Annotated in this window: 17 protein-coding genes; 8 read left to right on the top strand and 9 right to left on the bottom strand. The window is 64.2% G+C overall.

The window, feature by feature from the left end; translation table 11 throughout:
• Positions 1–103 precede the first annotated feature (103 nt).
• The 5 genes from fdxA to LB577_RS12190 form a co-directional block, all read right to left on the bottom strand.
• Complete coding sequence (gene fdxA, locus LB577_RS12210) at positions 104–442, bottom strand: ferredoxin FdxA (RefSeq protein WP_013892564.1); 339 nt, start codon at positions 440–442, stop codon at positions 104–106.
• A gap of 254 nt (positions 443–696) precedes the next feature.
• Positions 697–1,083 carry an RNA-binding S4 domain-containing protein gene (locus LB577_RS12205; protein ID WP_013892565.1) on the bottom strand — a complete coding sequence of 129 codons (387 nt, stop codon included), beginning with the start codon at positions 1,081–1,083 and terminating at the stop codon, positions 697–699.
• Positions 1,084–1,110: 27 nt separating this feature from the next.
• Positions 1,111–4,629 (bottom strand): helicase-related protein, encoded by a 3,519-nt coding sequence (locus LB577_RS12200; protein ID WP_224686882.1) that lies wholly within the window; start codon positions 4,627–4,629, stop codon positions 1,111–1,113.
• 725 nt (positions 4,630–5,354) lie between these two features.
• The gene (phbB, locus tag LB577_RS12195) at positions 5,355–6,080 is read right to left on the bottom strand and encodes an acetoacetyl-CoA reductase (protein ID WP_023776972.1); all 726 of its coding nucleotides are present in this window, start codon (positions 6,078–6,080) and stop codon (positions 5,355–5,357) included.
• Between the two features lie 127 nt (positions 6,081–6,207).
• A complete protein-coding gene (locus LB577_RS12190; protein WP_224686881.1) occupies positions 6,208–7,386 on the bottom strand; it encodes an acetyl-CoA C-acetyltransferase in 1,179 nt (392 codons plus the stop codon).
• Between LB577_RS12190 and LB577_RS12185 the strand changes: the two genes are divergently transcribed.
• Together LB577_RS12185 and phaR are read left to right on the top strand one after the other, a co-directional pair.
• The gene (locus tag LB577_RS12185) at positions 7,367–7,600 is read left to right on the top strand and encodes a hypothetical protein (RefSeq protein WP_224686880.1); all 234 of its coding nucleotides are present in this window, start codon (positions 7,367–7,369) and stop codon (positions 7,598–7,600) included. The genes LB577_RS12190 and LB577_RS12185 overlap by 20 nt on opposite strands.
• Before the next feature lie 81 nt (positions 7,601–7,681).
• Entirely contained in the window at positions 7,682–8,290 is a 609-nt protein-coding gene (gene phaR / locus LB577_RS12180; RefSeq protein ID WP_013892569.1) for a polyhydroxyalkanoate synthesis repressor PhaR, read from the top strand.
• Between the two features lie 19 nt (positions 8,291–8,309).
• On the opposite strand, the gene LB577_RS12175 is transcribed toward phaR, so the two are convergent.
• Positions 8,310–9,452 (bottom strand): citrate synthase, encoded by a 1,143-nt coding sequence (locus LB577_RS12175; RefSeq protein WP_224686879.1) that lies wholly within the window; start codon positions 9,450–9,452, stop codon positions 8,310–8,312.
• 91 nt (positions 9,453–9,543) lie between these two features.
• Between LB577_RS12175 and LB577_RS12170 the strand changes: the two genes are divergently transcribed.
• Positions 9,544–10,632 (top strand): citrate synthase/methylcitrate synthase, encoded by a 1,089-nt coding sequence (locus LB577_RS12170; RefSeq protein WP_224686878.1) that lies wholly within the window; start codon positions 9,544–9,546, stop codon positions 10,630–10,632.
• A gap of 208 nt (positions 10,633–10,840) precedes the next feature.
• Positions 10,841–11,971 (top strand): patatin-like phospholipase family protein, encoded by a 1,131-nt coding sequence (locus LB577_RS12165; protein ID WP_224686877.1) that lies wholly within the window; start codon positions 10,841–10,843, stop codon positions 11,969–11,971.
• 335 nt (positions 11,972–12,306) lie between these two features.
• Here the strand turns inward: LB577_RS12165 and LB577_RS12160 are convergent, their stop codons facing one another.
• Positions 12,307–12,531, bottom strand: coding sequence for a hypothetical protein (locus LB577_RS12160; protein WP_224686876.1), 225 nt, complete (start codon positions 12,529–12,531; stop codon positions 12,307–12,309).
• A 280-nt stretch (positions 12,532–12,811) separates the two neighbouring features.
• Here LB577_RS12160 and LB577_RS12155 point away from each other — a divergent pair, with 280 nt between their 5' ends.
• From LB577_RS12155 to LB577_RS12145, 3 genes are all read left to right on the top strand, one after another.
• The gene (locus LB577_RS12155; protein WP_224686875.1) at positions 12,812–13,978 is read left to right on the top strand and encodes an efflux RND transporter periplasmic adaptor subunit; all 1,167 of its coding nucleotides are present in this window, start codon (positions 12,812–12,814) and stop codon (positions 13,976–13,978) included.
• 78 nt (positions 13,979–14,056) lie between these two features.
• The gene (locus LB577_RS12150; RefSeq protein WP_224686874.1) at positions 14,057–17,233 is read left to right on the top strand and encodes an efflux RND transporter permease subunit; all 3,177 of its coding nucleotides are present in this window, start codon (positions 14,057–14,059) and stop codon (positions 17,231–17,233) included.
• 99 nt (positions 17,234–17,332) lie between these two features.
• Positions 17,333–17,491, top strand: a complete 159-nt coding sequence (locus tag LB577_RS12145) for a DUF3309 family protein (protein ID WP_023763678.1) — start codon at positions 17,333–17,335, stop codon at positions 17,489–17,491.
• Between the two features lie 27 nt (positions 17,492–17,518).
• On the opposite strand, the gene LB577_RS12140 is transcribed toward LB577_RS12145, so the two are convergent.
• A complete protein-coding gene (locus LB577_RS12140) occupies positions 17,519–18,478 on the bottom strand; it encodes an SDR family oxidoreductase (RefSeq protein ID WP_224686873.1) in 960 nt (319 codons plus the stop codon).
• A gap of 112 nt (positions 18,479–18,590) precedes the next feature.
• Between LB577_RS12140 and LB577_RS12135 the strand changes: the two genes are divergently transcribed.
• The gene (locus LB577_RS12135) at positions 18,591–19,499 is read left to right on the top strand and encodes a LysR family transcriptional regulator (protein WP_224686872.1); all 909 of its coding nucleotides are present in this window, start codon (positions 18,591–18,593) and stop codon (positions 19,497–19,499) included.
• On the opposite strand, the gene LB577_RS12130 is transcribed toward LB577_RS12135, so the two are convergent.
• Positions 19,463–20,638, bottom strand: coding sequence for an MFS transporter (locus LB577_RS12130; RefSeq protein ID WP_224686871.1), 1,176 nt, complete (start codon positions 20,636–20,638; stop codon positions 19,463–19,465). The two genes, LB577_RS12135 and LB577_RS12130, sit on opposite strands and share 37 nt — an antisense overlap.
• Positions 20,639–21,046 lie beyond the last annotated feature (408 nt).

The following is a 21,046-nucleotide window of genomic DNA, read 5'->3' as shown; positions in this document are numbered from 1 at the left end:
GTTTTGCTGCGTAAGCGAAGGCCACAGGTCCGTGCCGCCTGTCAAGACGATCAATGCGGCATGGCTCTTACCTTGGGTAATACCGGCCTTCGCGGCCGGCTTGTCAATCGCCTTCGCCGGGCTCGGCGGAGAAGTATTTCTCGAATTTGCCAGCCTCGCCGTCGAAGGTTTTAGCGTCGGCCGGCGGCTCCTTCTTGGCGGTGATGTTAGGCCATTTCTCGGCGTATTCGGTGTTGATCTGCAGCCATTTGTCGAGGCCCGACTCGGTGTCGGGCTTGATCGCGTCAGCGGGGCATTCCGGCTCGCAGACGCCGCAGTCGATGCACTCGTCGGGATGAATGACGAGCATGTTCTCGCCTTCGTAGAAACAGTCGACCGGACAGACCTCGATGCAATCCATGTATTTGCATTTGATGCAGTTGTCGGTCACGACATAGGTCATCGGTCGGCTCCGGGACGTCCCAGCTCTATTGGGCCAGTTTTGTTGGGCTTTTTCCGTGAGGTAACGCCTTTGTCCGTCGCTTGCAAGGGCAGCCATGCCCGGCGGCATCGGCGTTCCGGAATGAAATTCCAGCACGCCGGCTGCAGCAGGGGCATTTGGTGTCCTGTTTGCCGGGTCCGGTTCCGTCTGGTGTCTGTCGCCGTGCCCAAAACGATAGCAGGCGCGCTTGGTCACAACCTCTTGGGCGACAAGCCTCAATCTTCGCCGAGCAAGCGGTCGGTCTGGCGGCGCTCCCGTTTGGTCGGGCGGCCGCTGCCGGCCTCGCGCAGCGCCGGTATGGCATCTGGCAGGGTGTCGGCCTTCGGCGTGGGCGGCGGCGACATGTCCTCGTAGAGGGTACGGGCCTCTTCGGCCGGGCCGCGCCGCACACCGGCGCCGAGCACCTTCCAGACGAAAATGCGCCGGTCGAGCGTGATGGTCAGCACGTCGCCCGGCTTGACCAGATCCGAGGCCTGCGCTGCTTTGTCGCGATTGATTCGCACGCGGCCGGCGACCACCAGCTTCGCCGCCAGCGAGCGCGATTTCACGGCCCGCGAGAAGAAGAGCCATTTGTCAATGCGCTGGCGGCCTTCAGCAACCATCGAAGCGCTATCTCTTGGTCTAGGGGCCTACTTCTTCAGCTGGTCGCGCAAGGCGGCGAGCTTGGCGAAGGGTGAGTCCGGATCGAAGCGCACCGGGCGTTCCTCGCGCGGCTTCGGCTGGAAAACGGGCTTTGCGCCCCCTTGATCGGGGCGACCGCCCTTGCCTTCCGGCCTGCCGCCCTTCCAGTCGGGCCGGCCGTCGCGGCGTTCTGGACGCTCGCCTTGCGGGCGGCCGTCGCGGCGCTGTTCACCTTCGCCCTGCGGCTTGGGCTTGAACTTCGAGCGGTCGAAGCGCGGTTTGCCGGCGCCGTCGCGGCGGCCTTCATGGGCCGGACGCTCGCCTGGCGCGCCCGTTGCCTGGGCGCCGACGGCATCGGCCGGTGCATTGCCTCGGCCGCGCGCCGGGCCGTTGCGCTGGCGATTGTTGCGGCCCTCCTGGTGACGGGGGCGCTGGTCGAAACGGCCCTGACGCCACAACAGGATCGGCTTGGGTGCCTCGGCTTCGGCGGGCTCGCTGGCCTCACCCTCCCCCTCGTGGGGAGGGTCGGCGCGCAGCGCCGGGGTGGGTGGAGCGCCAGTACCGTCAGCACCGCCTGCATCACTGGCTTCATCAGCACGACGTGCATCGTCTGCGCCATCACCCCCACCCGCATCGCTTCGCGCCGCGACCTCCCCCATCGAGGGGGAGGTGGGGGCGTCGGCGCCTTCTGTGGCAGTGACGTTGGCGACAACTTCTGCAACAGCCGGAGCTTCTTCCACGATTTCTGCGGGAGTTGCGACTTGCTCTTCCGTGACAAGCTCTGACGCTGTTTCCGCAATGGCTGAGGTTTCGATTGTAGTTTCAACAGCCGTTTCCGCGACAGGTTCTGCGGCTGTTTCCGCAATGGCTTCGGCCGGAGCTTCGACCGCCGCCTCCGCGACAGCCGGCTCAGAACCTTCGACCGCGGCTTCGGCGGCTGCATCCGTTGCGGCGGCTTCGGCTGCCTTGGCCTGTTCGGCGCGTGCGGCCTCTTCCGCCGCGAGCTTGGCGGCTGCCGCTTCGCGCGCGGCATTGTCCTGCGTCTCCAGCCGTGCCTTGACCTCGGCCGCCGGCTTCGGCTCGGCGCGGTAGCCGAGGCCCTTCAGGATCTCTTCCATGTCGTCGGCGGTGGCGCCGAGGATCGACATCATCGGCGGCGTCACCATGAAGGACTGGCCGTCATAGGCGCCGTCCGGTCGCTGGCCAAGGCCGGGCTTCCAGTTGGTCGCCGGACGAATCAGGTCGGCCAGCCGCTCCAGAATATCGATGCGCACGGCGCGGCGGCCAAGATTGCGGTAGCCGGCAAGCTTGTAGAAGGCCTTGTCGAAGGTCGGATCGATGACCACCGAGGTGCGGCCCGATGCCAGCGCGTGGACCACGTCGCCAAAGCCGGGCTTGTCCTTGCCGTCGTTCTTCAGCGCCCACAGCAAGGTCACCAGTCCGGCCGGTGCCGGCTTGATCAGCGCCGGCACGAAGACATGATAGGCGCCGAAGCGTACGCCAAGCCGGCGCAGCGCCGCACGGCCTTCCTGGTCGAGCGACTTCATCTCCTCGGCGATGTCGCGGCGGTTGATGAGGCCGAAATTCTCGACGAGCTGGAAGGCGATGCCACGGCCGATGCCGGAAATCTGGTCGGCATTCTTCAGATCGACCAGTGGCTTCAGCAGCGTTTCGATCTGGAAATTGACGAACCGTTCGGCACGCGCGGCGACCTTGTCGCGCGCCGGGCCGGTCAACTGTTCGTCGGCCAGCAGCACCAGGCGCGGCTTCAGTGCGTCCTCGCCTGAAACCAGCGTGCCGATCGGTGCGCCGATCCAGCGCAGCGTGCCGTCAGAACCAAGCGCAAGGTCGCCATTGGCGCAGGCGCCGAAGCGTTCGGCGCGCGCCTCGAATTCGGCGGACAGCGCCTTTTGCGCGGCGGTGCGCACGGCTTTTGCGTCTTCGCCGCCGGCTGTCTGGTCGGCGGTGAAGCGGAACCCTTGCAGCTCGCCGACATGATGGCCTTCGACAAGGACGGTTCCGGTAGGACTGATTTCGGCTTCAGGCATGGTATTTTCTCTAAGGCGCCGCATGAGGACGGAAGTCCTGCGGTCTACGAAGCGTTTCGTCAACCGCTCATGCAGCGCATCCGACAATCTGTCTTCGATTTCGCGCGTCTTTTCCTGCCAGTGTGCCTGATCGGCCAGCCAGCCGGGCCGGTTCGACACGAATGTCCAGGTGCGGATCTGGGCAATCCGGTGCGACAGCGTGTCGATGTCGCCCTCGGTGGTGTCGGCGCGGCGCACCTGCTCGGCCATGTAATTCTCGTCGACATGGCCATGCCGGGCAAGGTCCATGTAGATCGAGGCGATGAGGTCGGCATGCTGGGCCGGGGCGATCTTGCGGTAGTCGGGGAGCGCGCAGGCCTCCCACAGCAGCGCCACGCGCCTAGCATCGGTGGCCAGCGCGCGGATGTCGCCGTCGCGCGACAGATATTCGAGCGCCTGTGCGTCGACCGCCGGCAGCGCGCGCGTCAGGCCCTCGACCGGGGCGTTGGTCTCGATCGAGCGCTTCAGCGCGTCGAGGCTGGCGAAGTCGAAACGTGCGGTGCGCCACTGCAGCACCTTCACCGGATCGAATTCATGGCCCTCGATCTTCTTGACCAGTTCTTCGTCGAGCGGATCGACCTGGCCGGTGACGCCAAAGGTGCCGTCGCGCAGATGCCGGCCGGCGCGGCCGGCGATCTGGCCAAGCTCGGCCGCCGTCAAATTGCGGTACTGGTAGCCGTCGAACTTTCGGTTCTGGGCAAAGGCGACATGGTCGAGATCGAGGTTGAGACCCATGCCGATAGCATCGGTGGCGACGAGATAGTCGACATCGCCGGACTGGAACAGCGCCACCTGAGCGTTGCGGGTGCGCGGCGACAGCGCGCCGAGCACGACGGCGGCGCCACCTTGCTGGCGGCGGATCAACTCGGCGATGGCATAGACCTCATCGGCGGAGAAGGCGACGATCGCGGTGCGACGCGGCAGCCGGGTCAGCTTCTTGGAGCCGGCATAGGCGAGATGCGACAGCCGCGGCCGGGTCACCACCGAGACGCCCTTCAGCAGCCGCTGCAGGATGCCATGCATGGTGGCCGCGCCAAGCAGCAACGTCTCCTGGCGGCCGCGCAGATGCAGGATACGGTCGGTGAAGATGTGGCCACGCTCGAGATCGCCGGCCAGTTGCACCTCATCTATGGCGACGAAGGCGGCGTCGGTCTCGCGCGGCATGGCCTCGACGGTGCAGACGGAATATTGCGCGCCTTTCGGCTGGATCTTCTCCTCGCCGGTGATCAGTGCCACCTTGTGAGCTCCGACCTTTTCGCAGACGCGGGTGTAGACCTCCCGCGCCAGCAGCCGGAGCGGCAGGCCGATGATGCCGGTCTCATGCGCCACCATGCGCTCGATGGCGAGATGGGTCTTGCCGGTGTTGGTCGGCCCAAGCACGGCGGTCACGTCGCGGCCCGACAGGATCAGCGGCTCGGTGTGTTTCGGCTGGATGTTCATCGGCTCGGAAATAGGGCTTTCTGGCCTCTCATTGTCGGGAGCGTGCCCTGGACGGCGCGTATGACAGGCGACACATAGGGATTTCGGGCGCGAAGCGAAAGCGGAATGTTCCACCGTCGGCTCGAAGGCGCCTTTGTCAAGCTCCCGATCGGTTGCGGATTAAGAGTTGGAACGAGTCTGGAACGAATCGGCGACGAATCGCTGACTCCGTCAGATTCAGCTTTTGTTCACGGCTACATATGGATTTTGTGACGATGAGTCTCACCACATGCTGAATCGTTGAACTGGCCCGTTTTATGCTAGGTGGCCTCCGTCGTTAATCTTTGCCGGCAAATGAGGAGAGCGGCTCGATCCGCCCCACTCAAGGTGATGGGATTGTTAATCTTTCTGAATTGATCGTTAAAGCATTGCGGATGATTTCGGGCCGTTAATGTTAACTTCCGCTCAAAGCCGGAACGAATCGGCGACAAAACAGCGCCGACGGTACTTTCCCCTTTTGTTCTCCCAATATCTTGTGTTGTGAACAGCTTATCCACCGAGAATCCACAGGCCTGGCGACGGGTTTTGCACAGATGCCGCTGCCGCCATTAACCTTTGCGTGCCGGATTGGATCATCGTGCTGGAACGAGGCATTTTGCTGCGACAGCATATCAACGAAAAACGGACCGGTTTCCCGGTCCGCCCGGGTTTTCGTTCTCCCAGCTTGTCTCGCTGAAACCATCGCCTCAGGTGAAATACTGACCGCCATTCGCGGTGAGGGTCGAACCAGTGATGAAGCCGGCATCCTGCGAAGCCAGGAAAACGACACAGCGCGCGATCTCTTCCGGTTCGCCGAGGCGGCCGACGGGGATCTGCGGGATGATGCGCTCGTTGAGCACCTTCTCGTCGATCGCCTTGACCATCTCGGTGGCGATGTAACCGGGGCAGATCACGTTGACGGTGATGCCCGCGCGAGCCCCCTCCTGAGCGAGGGCCTTGCTGAACCCGATGTCGCCGGCCTTGGCTGCCGAATAGTTGACCTGGCCGGCCTGGCCCTTCTGGCCATTGATCGAGGAGATGGTGATGACGCGGCCGAACTTGCGGTCGCGCATGCCGCTCCACAGCGGGTGCGTCATGTTGAAAACACCGGACAGATTGGTGTCGATGACCTCTTTCCACTGCTCGCGCGTCAGCTTGTGGAACATGGCGTCGCGGGTGATGCCGGCATTGTTGACCAGCACCGAGACCGGGCCGAGATCGGCCTCGACCTGTCTGATGCCGACGGCACAGGCATCATAGTCGGCGACCGACCATTTGTAGACCGGAATGCCGGTCTCGGCCTTGAACTTCGCCGCCGCCTCGTCGTTGCCGGCGTAGTTCGCGGCAACCGAATAGCCGGCGTTTTTCAATGCGATCGAAATCGCGGCGCCGATGCCGCGCGATCCACCCGTGACGATTGCAACCTTGGTCATGCGCTCCCTCCCTTTGGTCGGGAGAGCGAATAGGGAGTAGCGAATAGCGAGTAGGGATCAACGTCCCGTCGCGCTGACGCAATTCTTCCCTATTGGCTGCTCCCTATTCGCTATTCACTTCTCTTTGTTAGAGCGCTTCCACGCACATGGCGACGCCCATGCCGCCGCCGATGCACAGGGTGGCCAGGCCCTTCTTGGCGCCACGGCGGCGCATCTCGAAGACCAGCGTGTTGAAGACGCGGGCGCCGGACGCACCGATCGGGTGGCCGATGGCGATGGCGCCGCCATTGACGTTGACGATCGAAGGATCCCAGCCCATGTCCTTGTTGACGGCGCAGGCCTGCGCGGCAAACGCCTCGTTGGCCTCGACGAGATCGAGATCGCCGACCGACCAGCCGGCCTTTTCCAAGGCTTTGCGCGAGGCGGGAATGGGTCCGGTGCCCATGATGGCCGGATCCACGCCGGCCGTTGCCCAGGAGGCGATGCGCGCCAGCGGGGTGATGCCGCGCCTGGCGGCTTCCGCCTCGCTCATCAGCAGCGCGCCAGCGGCACCGTCATTGATGCCGGACGCGTTGGCGGCGGTCACCGTGCCGTCCTTGTCGAAGGCCGGCCTCAGCTTGGTCATGGCATCGAGCGTCGCGCCGTGGCGGATATACTCGTCCTGGTCGACAATGGTGTCGCCCTTCTTGCCCTTGATGGTGAAAGCGACGATCTCGTCCTTGAACTTGCCGGCCTTCTGGGCGGCTTCGGCCTTGTTCTGCGAGGCGAGCGCGAAATGGTCCTGGTCTTCACGCGTGATCTGGAACTGGCGGGCGACGTTCTCGGCGGTGTTGCCCATGTGATAACCGTTGAAGGCATCCCACAGCCCGTCCTTGATCATGGTGTCGATCATCTTGTAGTCGCCCATCTTGACGCCGGCGCGCAGGTGCTGGGCGTGCGGCGACATCGACATCGATTCCTGGCCGCCGGCAACGATCACCTTGGCGTCGCCGGTGGCGATCTGCTGCATGCCGAGCGCGATGGCGCGCAGGCCCGAGCCGCAAACCTGGTTGAGGCTCCAGGCTGTGGTTTCCTTCGGCAGGCCGGCCATGATCGAAGCCTGGCGGGCCGGGTTCTGGCCCTGAGCCGCGGTCAGCACCTGACCGAGGATGACCTCGTCGACCTCGGCCGCTTCGACACCGGCGCGGGCCAGCAATTCCTTGACGACAACAGCGCCGAGCTCATGCGCCGGGGTGGCGGCAAAGGCGCCGTTGAAGGAGCCGACCGCGGTACGCGTGGCGCTGGCAATGACGATGGAAGCGGACATTTTCTTCTCCAGACTTCATGGGTTTGTTCTGCCGTTGAGGACTTTTCTTGCCCTTTCCCAATCCCAAGTCAAACCGGAAATGGGCATGGCGCCCATGCGCCGCAAGCAGGCCGCGCATCGGCGTGACGGCAGGGCGGGCGCTGCTGCGCAACATATTTCGCCTGCTATGCAGCAATATATGATCCCGCACTGCACAAACTGCTTGGAATTATGAGGCTTTTGCGCATATCCTTAAAAAGGGCGCAATCGTTACCGGCCGCTTACTCAGGCGCGCCGGTGTCCGGGGAGGATGCAGATGGCCGCTAAAGACGATCCGATTGTTATCAAGAAATACGCCAATCGCCGCCTCTACAATACGGGGACGAGCACCTATGTGACGCTCGAGGATCTGGCCGAGATGGTCAAGAAAGGCGAGGAGTTCACCGTCCAGGACGCCAAGACCGGCGACGACATCACGCATCCGGTGCTGACCCAGATCATCTTCGAACTGGAGAACAAGGACGGGCAGAACATGCTGCCGATCCCGTTCCTGCGCCAGCTGATCGCCTTCTATGGCGACCAGATGCAGATGATCGTGCCGAGCTTCCTCGAACAGTCGATGATCGCCTTTTCCAAGGAGCAGGAGCGCTTTCGCGAGCAGATGAAAGGCGCCATCGGCAAGTCGCCGCTCGACGTGATGAAGATGGCGACCCCGATCAAGGCGCTGGAAGAACAGACGCGCCGCAACATGGAAATGTTCCAGAACGCGATGCGGCTGTTCACGCCATTCCCGCCCGCGGGCTCGGCGCCTGCCGCGGCTCCCGCCGAGCCGGCCAGGAAGGAAGCGCCGGAGAAACCCGACGACCTGCAGCAATTGAAGGACCAGATCGCTGCCATGCAGCGCAAGCTCGACACGATGTCGTGAGCGCTATCATTCACGCAATCTACGGCAGCAATCCCTCATAGCGACCGCGCGGCCTGATGATGCTGCCGCTCACGATCTGTTCGACCACATGCGCGGCCCAGCCGACGCTGCGTCCGAGTGCGAACAAATGGAATGGCGCATCGCGGGGCAAACCAAGACTGCGCGCCAGCACGGCCAGGGCGAAATCGATATTCGCTGAAGCGCCGGTCGCGGCCATGGCGGCGGTTTCCAGCGATCGCAAGGTCTCGTCGGTGTCGTCGATGGCCGCCAAGAGCGCTGTGGCGCGAGGATCGCCCTCGGGATAAAGCGGATGGCCGAAGCCCGGCAGCGGCCGGTCGTGGCCGAGCCAGCGCCGGATCGTGGCATCGGCGCCGTGCCGTGCCGCATCGTCGGCAAGTTGCATCACCGCTTCGCTGGCGCCACCGTGCCGTGGGCCGGAAAGCGTCGCCAGGCCTGCCAGCAGGCAAGCGGCGGGCGAAGCTCCGGTCGAGGCCGCGACGCGGGCGGCGAAGGTCGATGCGTTGAGTTCGTGGTCGGCGAGCAGCACAAGGGCGCGCCGGATTGCTTCCGCACCGCCATCATCCACCGACCAGCCCCGGGCCAATCGCCGATGCACCGGGTCGGATCCCGGCGAGGCGCCGATGGCGCTGGCCAGCACGCTGATCGCGCGCGCGGCATCGGCGCAGAGCGAGGCGGCGCTGCGTCCAAGCGAGGGCCGCCCCTGGCCGGCAAGCGTGGCAAGTTGTGCGAAGGCCGGGGCCCGGCCAAGCTGGCTGGAGGCATCCGACGCCTGCGCTTCGAAACTCACCGGTTCTGGCCGGGCCCAAAGCACGGCGGCGGTCTCTTCCAGCGTGGCATGTTCGCAGAGCGCAACGGCGTCCCGGCCCCGATAGACGAGCCTGCCGTGCCAAACGGTCGAGATCGCCGTTGCGATCGACGGCTCGCCCCAGGCGATGGCGCTTTCGGCGATGGCCGAGGGGCTGCGTCCGCGCGCCCTTCGCGTCGCTAGCGCCGCCACATCGTCGGCGCGGTACTGGCTGCGGCGCGGATCGGCACGGTCGGGCCGCATGCCGATGCGCCCGCGGCTGACATAGGCGTAGAGCGTCTGCGGCCGCACCTTGAGCCGTTCCAGCGCCTCTTCCCGTGACAACCATTCGGACATGTCGAGCCTTGATATTGATTCTGTTGATCAAGATTGATGCTTGCGTCGCCCACCCTTATCTCCCATGCGCAAAAGCTTCAAGGAGACAGCTATGGCGAATGGGCTCGATGACGTGGTGGCGGCCGAAACAATCCTGTCGGACGTGGATGGCCTGGGCGGCCGCCTGACGATCCGTGGCCATTCCTTGCCGGAATTGGCGGGACGATGGACCTATCCGCAGGTCGTCCGCTTGCTGCTGGACGGCTTCTTCGACGACCTGCCCGGCGATACCGAACTGGCGGCGAGCCTGGGCGAGGCTCGCGTCGAGGTGTTCGAGCGGCTCCAGCCTTCGCTGGTGTCGCTGGCGCCGCTCGACGTCTACAGCGCCATGCGCGCCGGCATGGCGCTGCTGCCGGACGGCGAGACACTGAAGGATGCCTTGCGGCTGATCGCGGCGCCTGCGGTGCTGACGCCAGCCCTGTTGCGCCTGCAGCGCGGCGAGCAGCCGGTTGCGCCGGACGGCAAGGCCGACCATGCCGCCGACATGTTGAGGATGCTCAGGGGTTCCGCCCCGCCAACGGCATTGGCAAAGGCGCTGGATAGCTATCTGGTGACGGTCTGCGATCACGGCCTCAATGCCTCCACCTTTGCCACCCGCGTCGTTGCCTCGACACTGGCCGGGCTGACCTCATCGGTGCTGGCCGGCCTCGGCGCGCTCAAGGGACCGCTGCATGGCGGCGCGCCCGGCCCGGTGATCGAGATGCTCGATGCCATCCAGGCGCATGGCGCCGCGGCCGGCTGGCTGCGCGACGAGATCGCACATGGCAGGCGGATCATGGGGTTCGGCCATCGCATCTACCGCGTGCGCGATCCGCGCGCCGACGTGCTGAAGGCCGTCGTGCGGCAGATCGGCGGCGAGGGCGAGGCCGGCCGCCGGCTGGCCTTCGCCGAAAAGGTCGAGCAGACGGCACTCGATGTGCTACGGGTTGCCAAGCCGCAACGCTCGCTGCAGACCAATGTCGAGTTCTACACGGCGCTCGTGCTGGAGGCCGCGGGCTTTCCGCCAAAAGCCTTCAGCAATGTCTTCGCCGCTGGGCGCGTCGCCGGCTGGATCGCCCATGCGCGTGAGCAGCAAACGACCGACCGGCTGATCAGGCCGCAATCGCGCTATGTAGGGCCGGTGCCGAACCTCGTCGCCTAAGCCTCCTGTCTGTTTCAAAAGACGCCTCTTCTTCGCTTTGCAGCGGAGAGGCTTCTGCGCATGACCGAAATTTCATGTGATCACGCGACCGTGTTCGTGTTCTTGCCTTGGTCCGCCCTTATATGCTGCACTGCAACATAGGCCTGCCGTGACCCTGCCGCTCCGATCCCGGATCGGATGGGTCGGGCACCGAGGTGACAGGAACGCCATGACGAAGAACGGCAAGGCGGAGGAAAAGAAGAAGATCAACATCGCCCTTCAGGGAGGCGGCTCGCATGGCGCGTTTTCCTGGGGCGTGCTCGACCAGCTGCTGGAGGACGGACGGCTGGAGATTTCGGCGGTGTCCGGCACCAGCGCCGGGGCCATGAACGCGGTGGCACTGGCAGATGGATTTGTGCGCGGCGGGGTCGACGGCGCGCGACAAAAGCTCGATGATTTCTGGCATGCGGTGGCGGCAAAGGGCCGGTTCAGTCCGGTGCAGCGCATGCCATGGGACGTCGCTTGGGGCAATTGGTCGATCGAGAACTCGCCGGGCTATGTCTTCTTCGACACCATGTCGCGGGTGTTCTCGCCCTATGTCGCCAACCCGCTTGGCCTCAATCCGCTGCGCGACGTGGTTCAGCAGGAGATCGATTTCAAGAATGTCCACGCCTGCAAATCGATGGAACTGTTCATCTCCGCCACCAATGTCGAGACCGGACAACTGCGGGTGTTCTCCGATGGCGAGATCGATCTCGACACGGTGATGGCCTCGGCCTGCCTGCCGCAACTGTTCCGCGCCGTCGAGATCAAGGGCGTGCCCTACTGGGATGGCGGCTATGGCGGCAACCCGGCGCTCTATCCGTTCTTCAAGACGGCGGCGACCGAGGATGTGCTCCTGGTTCAGATCAATCCGGTGGTGCGGGAGGGAACGCCCAGGAGCGCCAACGAGATCCAGAACCGCATCGACGAGATCACCTTCAACGCCGGGCTGCTGCGCGAATTCCGCTCGATCGCCTTCGTCAAGGAACTGATCGCCGCCGGCCGCCTGCCGCATGGCGAATACCGCGACATCCGCATGCATCGCATCGATGCCGACGAGGCGTTCAAGGACCTGTCGGCGTCATCGAAGGTCAATGCCGAATGGGCATTCCTGACCTATCTGCGCGATCTCGGCCGCACGGCCGCCAGCGACTGGCTGGAGGAGAATTACGACGCCGTCGGCAAACGGGCGACACTCGATCTTTCCGGCGAACTCGATGATGGTTTCAAGCCGGTGCGCGGTCCCGCACCCGGCCGGCGGGTGAAGGAATTCCTGGCGGCGCGCAAGAACCCGGAGGTGGAGCGCCGTCGGGCCTGACCCTGTCTGTTGCCGAAGAGCGGTGGCCGATCTGGATCAGCGAGAGTTTTCGGCATCCATGGATTTCGGACAGAGCGACAACCAATGCGTACCGGCAACCAATGCGTGTGAACAACGCATCATCATGCTGACGCCTGCTGCCACCGATCTTCCGGCAATGCCATGCACTGTCGCGATATTGATGGAAACCGGCGAGCGGAATGGTCGGCATCGTCGTTGCGCGTCGCATGGACAATGACCGGCGTTGCTGCGCCCACAGGGCGTTCGGGGATGCGTCATGAATGGGAGGTCCGGCGCCCTCCGGTGCTGGACACTCAGGCGTTTCTGGCGACGCCTTAGATGCCGACGGACTGGTCTTTGCAATGTCGGCTGGAATAAATTCTCGGCTGTTTCATCAGTAATTCCAACGCGTTGCTTAGGCTTTCCGACGTCGGGAATTGGTGTCTTTCATGGGGCGAAATGATTTGTTCATCGATGAAAACCAGTGTCCGGATCACAATCCGGCGCGCGACGGCAGCTGTATTTTTCGAGAACGCCACGCTGCCCGCCGGCAATGCCAAGCCGGTCGTCCGGGCTGGTCGTGAGGGCAGATCGTGAGCCGGCAGCAGGCGCTCCTCAGGGGCTGGCCAGGACAGTCACGGACCGTTCCGCGGCTGCCACACTCTGTCCGGTTCCGCAATGCCGTTGCAACTTTCCGACTATATTGCGGTGCAACTTTGATGTAAAAGCCCGCTCGCCGATCACGGCAATTTGAACACGGTCAGGCGCGCACCCATATCGGCGACGCGCCCGCGTCATGAGGGCGCGGTGCTGGCCGAACCCGCAGTGGAAAAAACGACGATGCCGAGAATCAGGTTTCACAAGCTTGCAGCCATTGTTGTGCTTATTGGTTTCGCGGCCTGGATGGCGACAGGCGAATTCTCGTCGGTGGGCAGCGCCGCTGTTGACCACCAAAAGGCGGGCGAGCCCGCCAAGGCGCAGGACGCTGGCAAGCCGAAGGCTGAAGCCGAGCCGAAGGCGCCGTTGCGCACCGTCGCGGTGGTGACGCCGCCGCGCAAGACCTATGCGCGCGCCATCCGTGTTTCCGGGCTGACCGAGGCCGACAAGCGCGCGGTGCTGGCAACCCGCGTCGCCGGCGTCATCGACAAGCTGCCGGTCAAGCAAGGCGATCACGTCAAGACCGGCGACCTGGTGCTGATGCTGGCCGCCGAGGAAAAGATCTCGATGGTCGACAACGCCAAGCAGCTCGTTGTTCAGCGTAAGGCGGAGCTCGATGCGGCGGAGCGGCTCGCCAAGACCGGCAATCTGCCCAAGCTGCAGCTCGACACCGCCCGCTCCAATCTGACCCAGGCGCAATCCCAGCTGGATACCGCGCAGGCCGAGCTGGACCGTAACGAAGTCAAGGCGCCGTTCGACGGCGTCATCGACCGGGTGCCGGTGGAACTTGGCAGTTCGGTCATGCAGGGCGGCGAGGTGGCGACCATCCTCAAGCTCGATCCGGTGATCGCCCGCGGCGAGATCAGCGAGCGCGACCTGGGCTATCTCAAGCTCGGCGACAAGGCCAAAGTGCGGCTGGTCAGCGGTCAGACCGTGGAAGGCACCGTGCGCTACATCAGCCGCGACGCGTCGTCGGCGACCCGCACCTTCCGCGTCGAGGTGGCGATCCCCAATGCCGACGGCTCCGTGCCGGCCGGCATGACGGCGGAAATCCAGCTCAGCGCGCTGCCCACCGACGCGGTGCTTTTGCCGCGTTCGGTGGTGACGCTCGGCGACAAGGGCGATCTGGGCATCCGCGCCGTCGGCAAGGACAACAAGGTGGCGTTCTTCCCGATCGACCTGGTCGACGACACGCCGACCGGTCTCGTGCTCGGCGGTATCCCGGCCGATGCGCGCATTATCGTCGCCGGCCAGGAACTGGTGAAGGAAGGCGATGAGGTCAAGCCGGTCGAGGCCGACCAGGCGACCATCAACAAGCTGATCGGCGAAGCCACCGCCGGGACGCAGTAGCGCGGCGACGCCGGCGCCGGGCCTTGCCCGGCGACGTCAGTCGGTTCGCCACTCTCGAAGCAACAGCAGGCAGATGTCATGGATATCGTCAGACTCGCAATCAACAATGCCCGCCTGACCATCTCGGTCCTGGTCTTCCTGCTGATTGCAGGCTGGGTCGCCTATCAGTCGACACCGAAGGAAGCGGAACCCGACGTTCCGATTCCGATGATGTATGTCAGCCTGATCTATCAAGGCATTTCGCCTGAAGATTCCGAGCGCCTTCTGCTGCGGCCGATGGAAAGCAAGCTGAAAAGCCTGAAGGGCCTCAAGGAAATGCGCTCGGCCGCCTTCCAGGGCGGCGGCTACGTGCTGGTCGAGTTCCAGCCGCAGACCAACCTTGCGACGGCGCTGCAGGATACGCGCTCCAAGGTGCAGGACGGCAAGGCCGACCTGCCGCAGGCGGCCGAGGAGCCCGTCGTCACCGAGGTCAATATTTCCGAATTTCCGGTGCTCGTCGTGACCCTGTCGGGGGATCTGCCCGAACGCGTCCTGACCGCCGCGGCGCGCGAATTGCGTGACCGTATCGAGGAAGTGCCCGGCGTTCTCGAAGGCTCGCTGCAGGGCTCGCGCGACGATCTCGTCGAAGTCGTCATCGATCCGATGAAGTTGTCTTCCTATGGCTTGCAGCTCGACCAGCTGATCGGCGCCGTCGGCGCTTCCAATAGCCTGGTCGCCGCCGGCAATATCGAAGGCTCCCAAGGCAAATACGCGGTCAAGGTGCCATCGCTGATCGAGACGCCCGAGGATGTTGCGGCCTTGCCGGTGGTCGCCGGTCCCAATGCCGTGGTGCAGGCCAAGGATATCGCGACGATTCGCTCGACCTTCGCTGATGCGGAGACGATCACCCGCCTCAACGGCAAGCCGGCCATCGCCATCGAAGTCAAAAAGCGCATCGGCGCCAATCTGATCGACACGCTCACCAAGGTGAGGGAGGTGTCCGACGGCTTCGTCAAGACGATGCCCGAGGGCATGCACGTCACCTACACGCAGGATAAGTCGGTCTTCGTCAACCAGTTGCTTGGCGACCTGCAGAACCATGTGATGATCGCGGTGATCCTGGTGTTCATCGTCATCCTCTATGCGCTGTCCGGCCGTGCCTCGCTGCTCATCGGCCTGGCCATCCCGTCGTCCTTCCTGATCGGCATCCTGTTGCTGGCCATGATGGGCTACACGATCAACATGATCGTGCTGTTCAGCCTCATCCTGGCCGTCGGCATGCTGGTCGACGATGCCATCATCGTCACCGAATTCGCCGAACGGCGCATGAGCGAGGGCATGCCGAAGCAGGATGCCTTCGCGCTGGCCGCCAAGCGCATGGCTGGTCCGGTCATCGCGGCGACGATGACGCGCATTGCCGCCTTCTCGCCGCTCCTGTTCTGGCCCGGCATCATCGGCGATTTCATGAAGTACATGCCGATCACGCTGATCGTCACGCTGTCGGCGTCGATGCTCTACGCGCTGGTCTTCGCGCCGACGCTGGGCGCGATCTTCGCCAAGGCGCCGCAGCATCACGAGCATGACAATCGCGATGGCTGGTACATGGCCGTCGTCAAGCAAGCGGTGCGCTTCCCCATCACCGTGATGGTGCTCACCGTCGTCTTGCTGGCCGGCATCTTCGTCGGCTATTCGAAATACGGCGCAGGCGTCGAGTTCTTCCCGAGTGTCGAGCCCGACTACGGCCTGCTCTATGTGCACGCCCGCGGCAACCTTTCGTTGGCCGAAATGGACACCGCGACGAAGATCGCGGAAAATCGGATGCTTGGCTGGCCCGGGATCAAATCCGTCTACACCCGTGTCGGCAAGACGCAGGGCGGCGGCCAGGATGTGCCCGAAGACGTGGTCGGCGTCATCCAGTACGAATTCATCGACTGGCGCGAGCGCAAATCGGCGAACCAGATCCTGAACGATCTGCGCGGCGTCATGGCCGGCATTCCGGGCGTCGACGTCGAAGTCCGCGTGCCCGAGGCCGGACCGCCGACAGGCAAGCCGATCCAGATCAGGCTTTCGGCTGTCGATCCCAAGGGGCTCGACGACAAGGCCCGGGCCGTTGCGGCGCGCGTGGCCAAAGTGCCCGGCGTCATCGATATTTCCGATGGCCTGCCGCCGCCCGGTGTGGACTGGGCGCTCGAGGTCGACCGCGCCAAGGCGGCGCAATACGGCATCAGTCCGACCGCTGTCGGCACCGTTGTCCAGCTGGTGACCAACGGGCTGAAGCTCTCGGAATACCGGCCGGCCGGCGCTGACGATGCCGTCGATATCAGACTGCGCCTGCCCGAAGACCGGCGCACACTGTCGACGCTCGACGAACTTCGTGTGCAGACCTCGCAAGGCTCGGTGCCGATCTCGAACTTCGTCATCCGCAAGCCCGAGCCGACGGTCGGTATCCTCAACCGCATCGACGGCGCGCGTACGGTGGTGGTGCAGGCCAACGTTGCCGCCGGCCAACAGGTCGCGGCTGTCCAGCAGGAGGTCACCAAGGCGGTCGCCGACATGGATCTCGGCAGCGGCATCCGCTGGAAGCTGGCCGGCTCGAACGAGGACAGCGCCGAAGCCAGCGCCTTCCTCAGCAAGGCCTTCGGCGCCGCGATCTTCCTGATCTTTCTGGTGCTGTTGGCGCAGTTCAACAAGTTCACCAGCGTCTGGCTGGTGCTGTCCTGCGTGGTCATGGCCACGATCGGCGTGTTCCTCGGACTGCTGATAACGGGCGAGACGTTCGGCATCGTCATGTCGGGCATCGGCGTCATCGCTCTGGCCGGCGTGGTGGTGAACAACAACATCGTGTTGATCGACACCTATGACCGGCTGCGCGAAGAGGGCTGGGACAAGATGGAGGCCGTGCTGCAGACCTGCCGCGAGCGCGCGCGCCCGGTGGTGCTGACGGCGGTGTCGGCCATCCTCGGCGTGCTGCCAATCGCCTTTGGCCTTGGCCTGGAAATCTTCCACCACGAGACGACGATCAACGCGCCGTCGACGCAATGGTGGATTTCGCTGTCCTCGGCGATCGTCTTCGGCCTGTCCTTCGCCACGGTGCTGACACTGGTGGTGACGCCTTCGATGCTGATGGTGTTCACCCGTGCCAAGGTCAAGCCCGGCGCCCGGCGCAGCTTGTTCAGCCGGCTGTTCCGGCGCGGCAAGGGCGAGATCTCGTCGGATGCGCCAAAACCGGATGCCGGTTCGGAACCAGCGATCGCCTTCCCGAAAGCCGCCGAATAGGCACGACTTTCCGATTTGAGTGCAAAAGGCCGTCCGGAACAACCGGGCGGCCTTTTGCATTGTCCCTCAGCCTCATGGGTTCAAATGCGGGGAAGTCTCATGCCGATCACCACCATCGTCATTATCATCCTGGTCCTTGTCCTCATCGGCGCGGTGCCGGCATGGCCGCATTCACGCTCCTGGGGTTATGGGCCGTCGGGCATTCTTGGCGTGGTGCTGGTGGTGGTTTTGATACTTGTGCTGATGGGCCGGATCTGAGCTGACGCGCAGCCGTTGGCGGTGCGTTCAGGCGGTCTTGGCCAAAGTTCCGGCCGTCGCGATGCCGATGTCCTCCAGAGCCTCGGCGACAGCCTGGTCGAGCGCCGTATGCGGGATCCCGCCGATGATGCCTTCCAGCCGCGTCGAGGCCAACCGGTGCGGCTCGAAGCGCAGATAGGACATCGAGACGATCTCACGCCACATCGCCACGAACGGGCTGCCGGCGCGCAGCACCCACCAAGGCATCGAGGTCATCTTGAGCGGGTGGCCAACAGCCTTCTCGGCCGCCGCCTTGATCTCCAGGTCGGTGACCGCGTGGCCGGGAAAGTTCAGCGCCTCGTAGGAGCCGAGCTTGTCGAGATTCTTGACCAGCGCGACGAAGCCCACGGCGAAGTCAGGCAGATAGGCCCATTCATGCACCAGATCGGCCGGGCCGGGCGCGGTGTAGATGCCCTTGGCGATCTTGGCGGCGACGATCAGGTCGAACCACGAGCCGCTGCCAGTGCCACCGAAGAAGTCGCCGGCCCGCAGAACAATGGTGCGCACGCGGCCGGCGTCGGCCTCGCTGCGAAAAAGCGCCTCCATGGCGCAGCGGATGCGGCCTTTTTCCGTCGTCGGGTGGAAGGGCGTGTCCTCGGTGATCACCGCCGGCATCGGCGAGCCGTAGTTGTAGACGGTGCCGGGGAAGAGATGCAGCGCGCCGTTGGCATGGCAGGCGGCCATGACGTTCTCGGCCATCGGCAGGCACTTGCCCCAGTCGGTGTAGATCGGATTGAGGCCGTTGAAGACGATGTCGACACCTTGCGTGGCGCGGATGAGGGCCTCGCGGTCAAGCGCGTCGCCGGCAATTGCGGTCGCACCCTTGAGTTCGGCCGGCAGCTTGCCGGTGCGGGTGACGGCGCGGACGTCGAAGCCGGCATCAATGAATGCCTTGGCGACGACGCGGCCGAGCCGACCATTGGCGCCGAGAATTGCGATCTTGGTCATTTGAGTTACTCCTGGTTTGTTGCGGTCGGTATCGGTGTTTGCAGGCCGAATATGATTGCCGCACGGATGAATTGAAATTGACCATGGATGCAGTCCTGATATTCATTATTGAATGGTTGATATCGACTGGAACCTGATCAAGAGCTTCGTCACGGTGGCGGAAACCGGCAGCCTGTCGGCCGCGGCGAGAAAGCTGTCGGCAAGCCAGCCGACGCTTGGCCGCCACATCTCGGAATTGGAACAGGCGCTCGGCGTCACCCTGTTCCGGCGCGGGCGAAGCGGCTATGCGCTAACGGAAGCCGGGGCCACGCTGTTCGAGCGTGGCAAGACGGTGAGCGAGCAGGCAAGTGCCTTCTCACGGCTGGCGCTGGGCTCGGTCGAGGCCATCGAAGGCACGGTGCGCATTGCCGCCAGCGAGGTGGTGGCTGCCTATGTGCTGCCGGAGATGATGGGGCGCCTGGGCATCGAGGAGCCCGGCATCGAGGTCGAGATCGTCGCCTCGAACCAGGTCGAGAACCTGCTGCGCCGGGATGCAGACATCGCCATCCGCATGGTCAAGCCGGTGCAGAACGAACTGGTGGCGCGCAAGGTCTGCGATATCAAGCTCTGCGCCTGTGCGGCCATTTCCTATCTCGACAGGCGCGGTCGCCCCTTGGGGCCGGCCGATCTCGTCAATCACGCGCTGATCGGCTTCGACCGCAGCGACGAGATAATCAGGGGCTTTGTGCAGTTCGGCATTCCCGTGACGCGGAACAGTTTCCGCTTCAGGGCCGACAACCAGATCGTTCTATGGGAGGCGGTGCGAGCGGGAAACGGCATTGGGCTTGGCCAGGAGCCGCTGGCCGAGCGTGACCCGCTGGTGGAGAAGGTGCTGCCCGGCCTGCCGCTGCCAGCCTTGCCGGTCTGGCTGGCCATGCATCGCGACGTGCGCAGCAGCGTGCGCCTCCGCCGCGTGGCGGATTTCCTCCACGAGGAACTGAAATGCTATTCGGCCGGTGCGGGTGCGAATTCGGCCCGGTGAGCAAGGCCCGCCATCAACAGCACGGCGATCAGCAGACCAGACATGGCAATGAAGATCGGGCCGAAGCTGGAATGTTCGGCGACGAAGCCGATCGCCGATGGCGCCACGAGGATGCCAGAGTAGCCCATGGTGGTGACGACACTCATGCCGGTGCCCGACGACATGCCTTCCTGGTTGCCGCCGGCCGAAAAGATGATCGGCACCATGTTGGCGATACCAAAGCCGCAAAGGGCAAAGGCCGCGATGGCGAGCCAGGGCGAGGGCGACAGGCCGGCGACCAGCATGCCGGCGGCGGCGACAACTGCCGAGCCACGCAGGGTCGTCACGGCTCCGAAACGGTTGCGTATGCCGTCGCCGAAGAAGCGCATGATGGCCATGACGCCGGAAAAGGCGGCATAGGCGAGGCCGGCAATGGCAAGGTCGGCGCCGAGTTCCTGCTTGAGGTAAAGTGCTGCCCAGTCGAGCACCGCGCCCTCGGAGACCATCGTCAGCAACGCCATCAGCCCGACCAGATAGACCAGCGGGTTCGCCGGCAGGGAGAACTTGTGATGCTCGGCCGCCTGCGGCTTGCCCTCGGCAATGAGATAGCCGACCCCCAACGCGATCACCGCGAAAGCGAGTGCGGTCACCACCGCGGCATGGGCGAGATGGCCGTAGTTCTGGATGGCGAAGCCGCCAAGGGCGCCACCGGCGAAACCGCCGAGGCTCCAGAAGCCATGCGAGGACGACATGATCGCACGCGTCAATTTTCGCTCCACCACCACGGCATTGGCGTTCATGGCGACATCCATGCCGCCGATCGAGCCGCCGAAGATGAACATGGCGATCGCCGCCAGCGGCACGTTGGGCGCCAGCGCCACGACCAGCAAGCCAAGGCTGCCGCAAAGACCGAACCAGCGCAGCACGGTGCGCGAACCATGTTTCGAGATCAGGTGGCCGCACCAGGTCATGGCCGTAACGGCGCCGGCGCCAAACAGCAGGATCAAAAGCCCGAGCGTGAACTTCGAGATATCCAGTCGGGTCAGGAACACCGGGATCTGCGGCGCCCAACTGCCGGTTAGGAAGCCGTTGGCCAGAAAAATGGCCGCGACGGCCCACCGTCCGCGAATGGCAGTCTGCACGGCGGTTGACGCATTCATACGGCGAATCCGGTCGAGAATTGGAGTTGCGCGGGAAATTAGATCGATTCAATTTGCAGTCAAGCGTCGGTTGCCCGGAAGTGCTTGGACCAAGACGCAAATAAGGCCGGTATCGTTCGTAGCGGACTTATCCGCGTTGGAGATTAGCGAAAACGCTTCTCTCTTCGTCATCCACGGGCGGAGCAAGGAGCGAAGCGACGCGGCGCAGACCCGAGGATCCATGCCGCGACTTCTGAGCGATGCTACGGTGCAGAACTCGCTCCGGCTGGGCGCGGCGATCATTCTGAACCGCTGTGCTTTTTGGCGACCGTCACGGCATGGATCCTAGGGTCTTCGCCGCGTCGCTTCGCTCCTTGCTTCGCCCTAGGATGACGAAGGCGCGTAGCATTATCGATGAAGAACGTGGAT

It is taken from the genome of Mesorhizobium sp. B283B1A (assembly GCF_020165735.1).
GTDB lineage: Bacteria > Pseudomonadota > Alphaproteobacteria > Rhizobiales > Rhizobiaceae > Mesorhizobium > Mesorhizobium opportunistum.
This window is presented reverse-complemented; position numbering and strand designations above follow the sequence as displayed.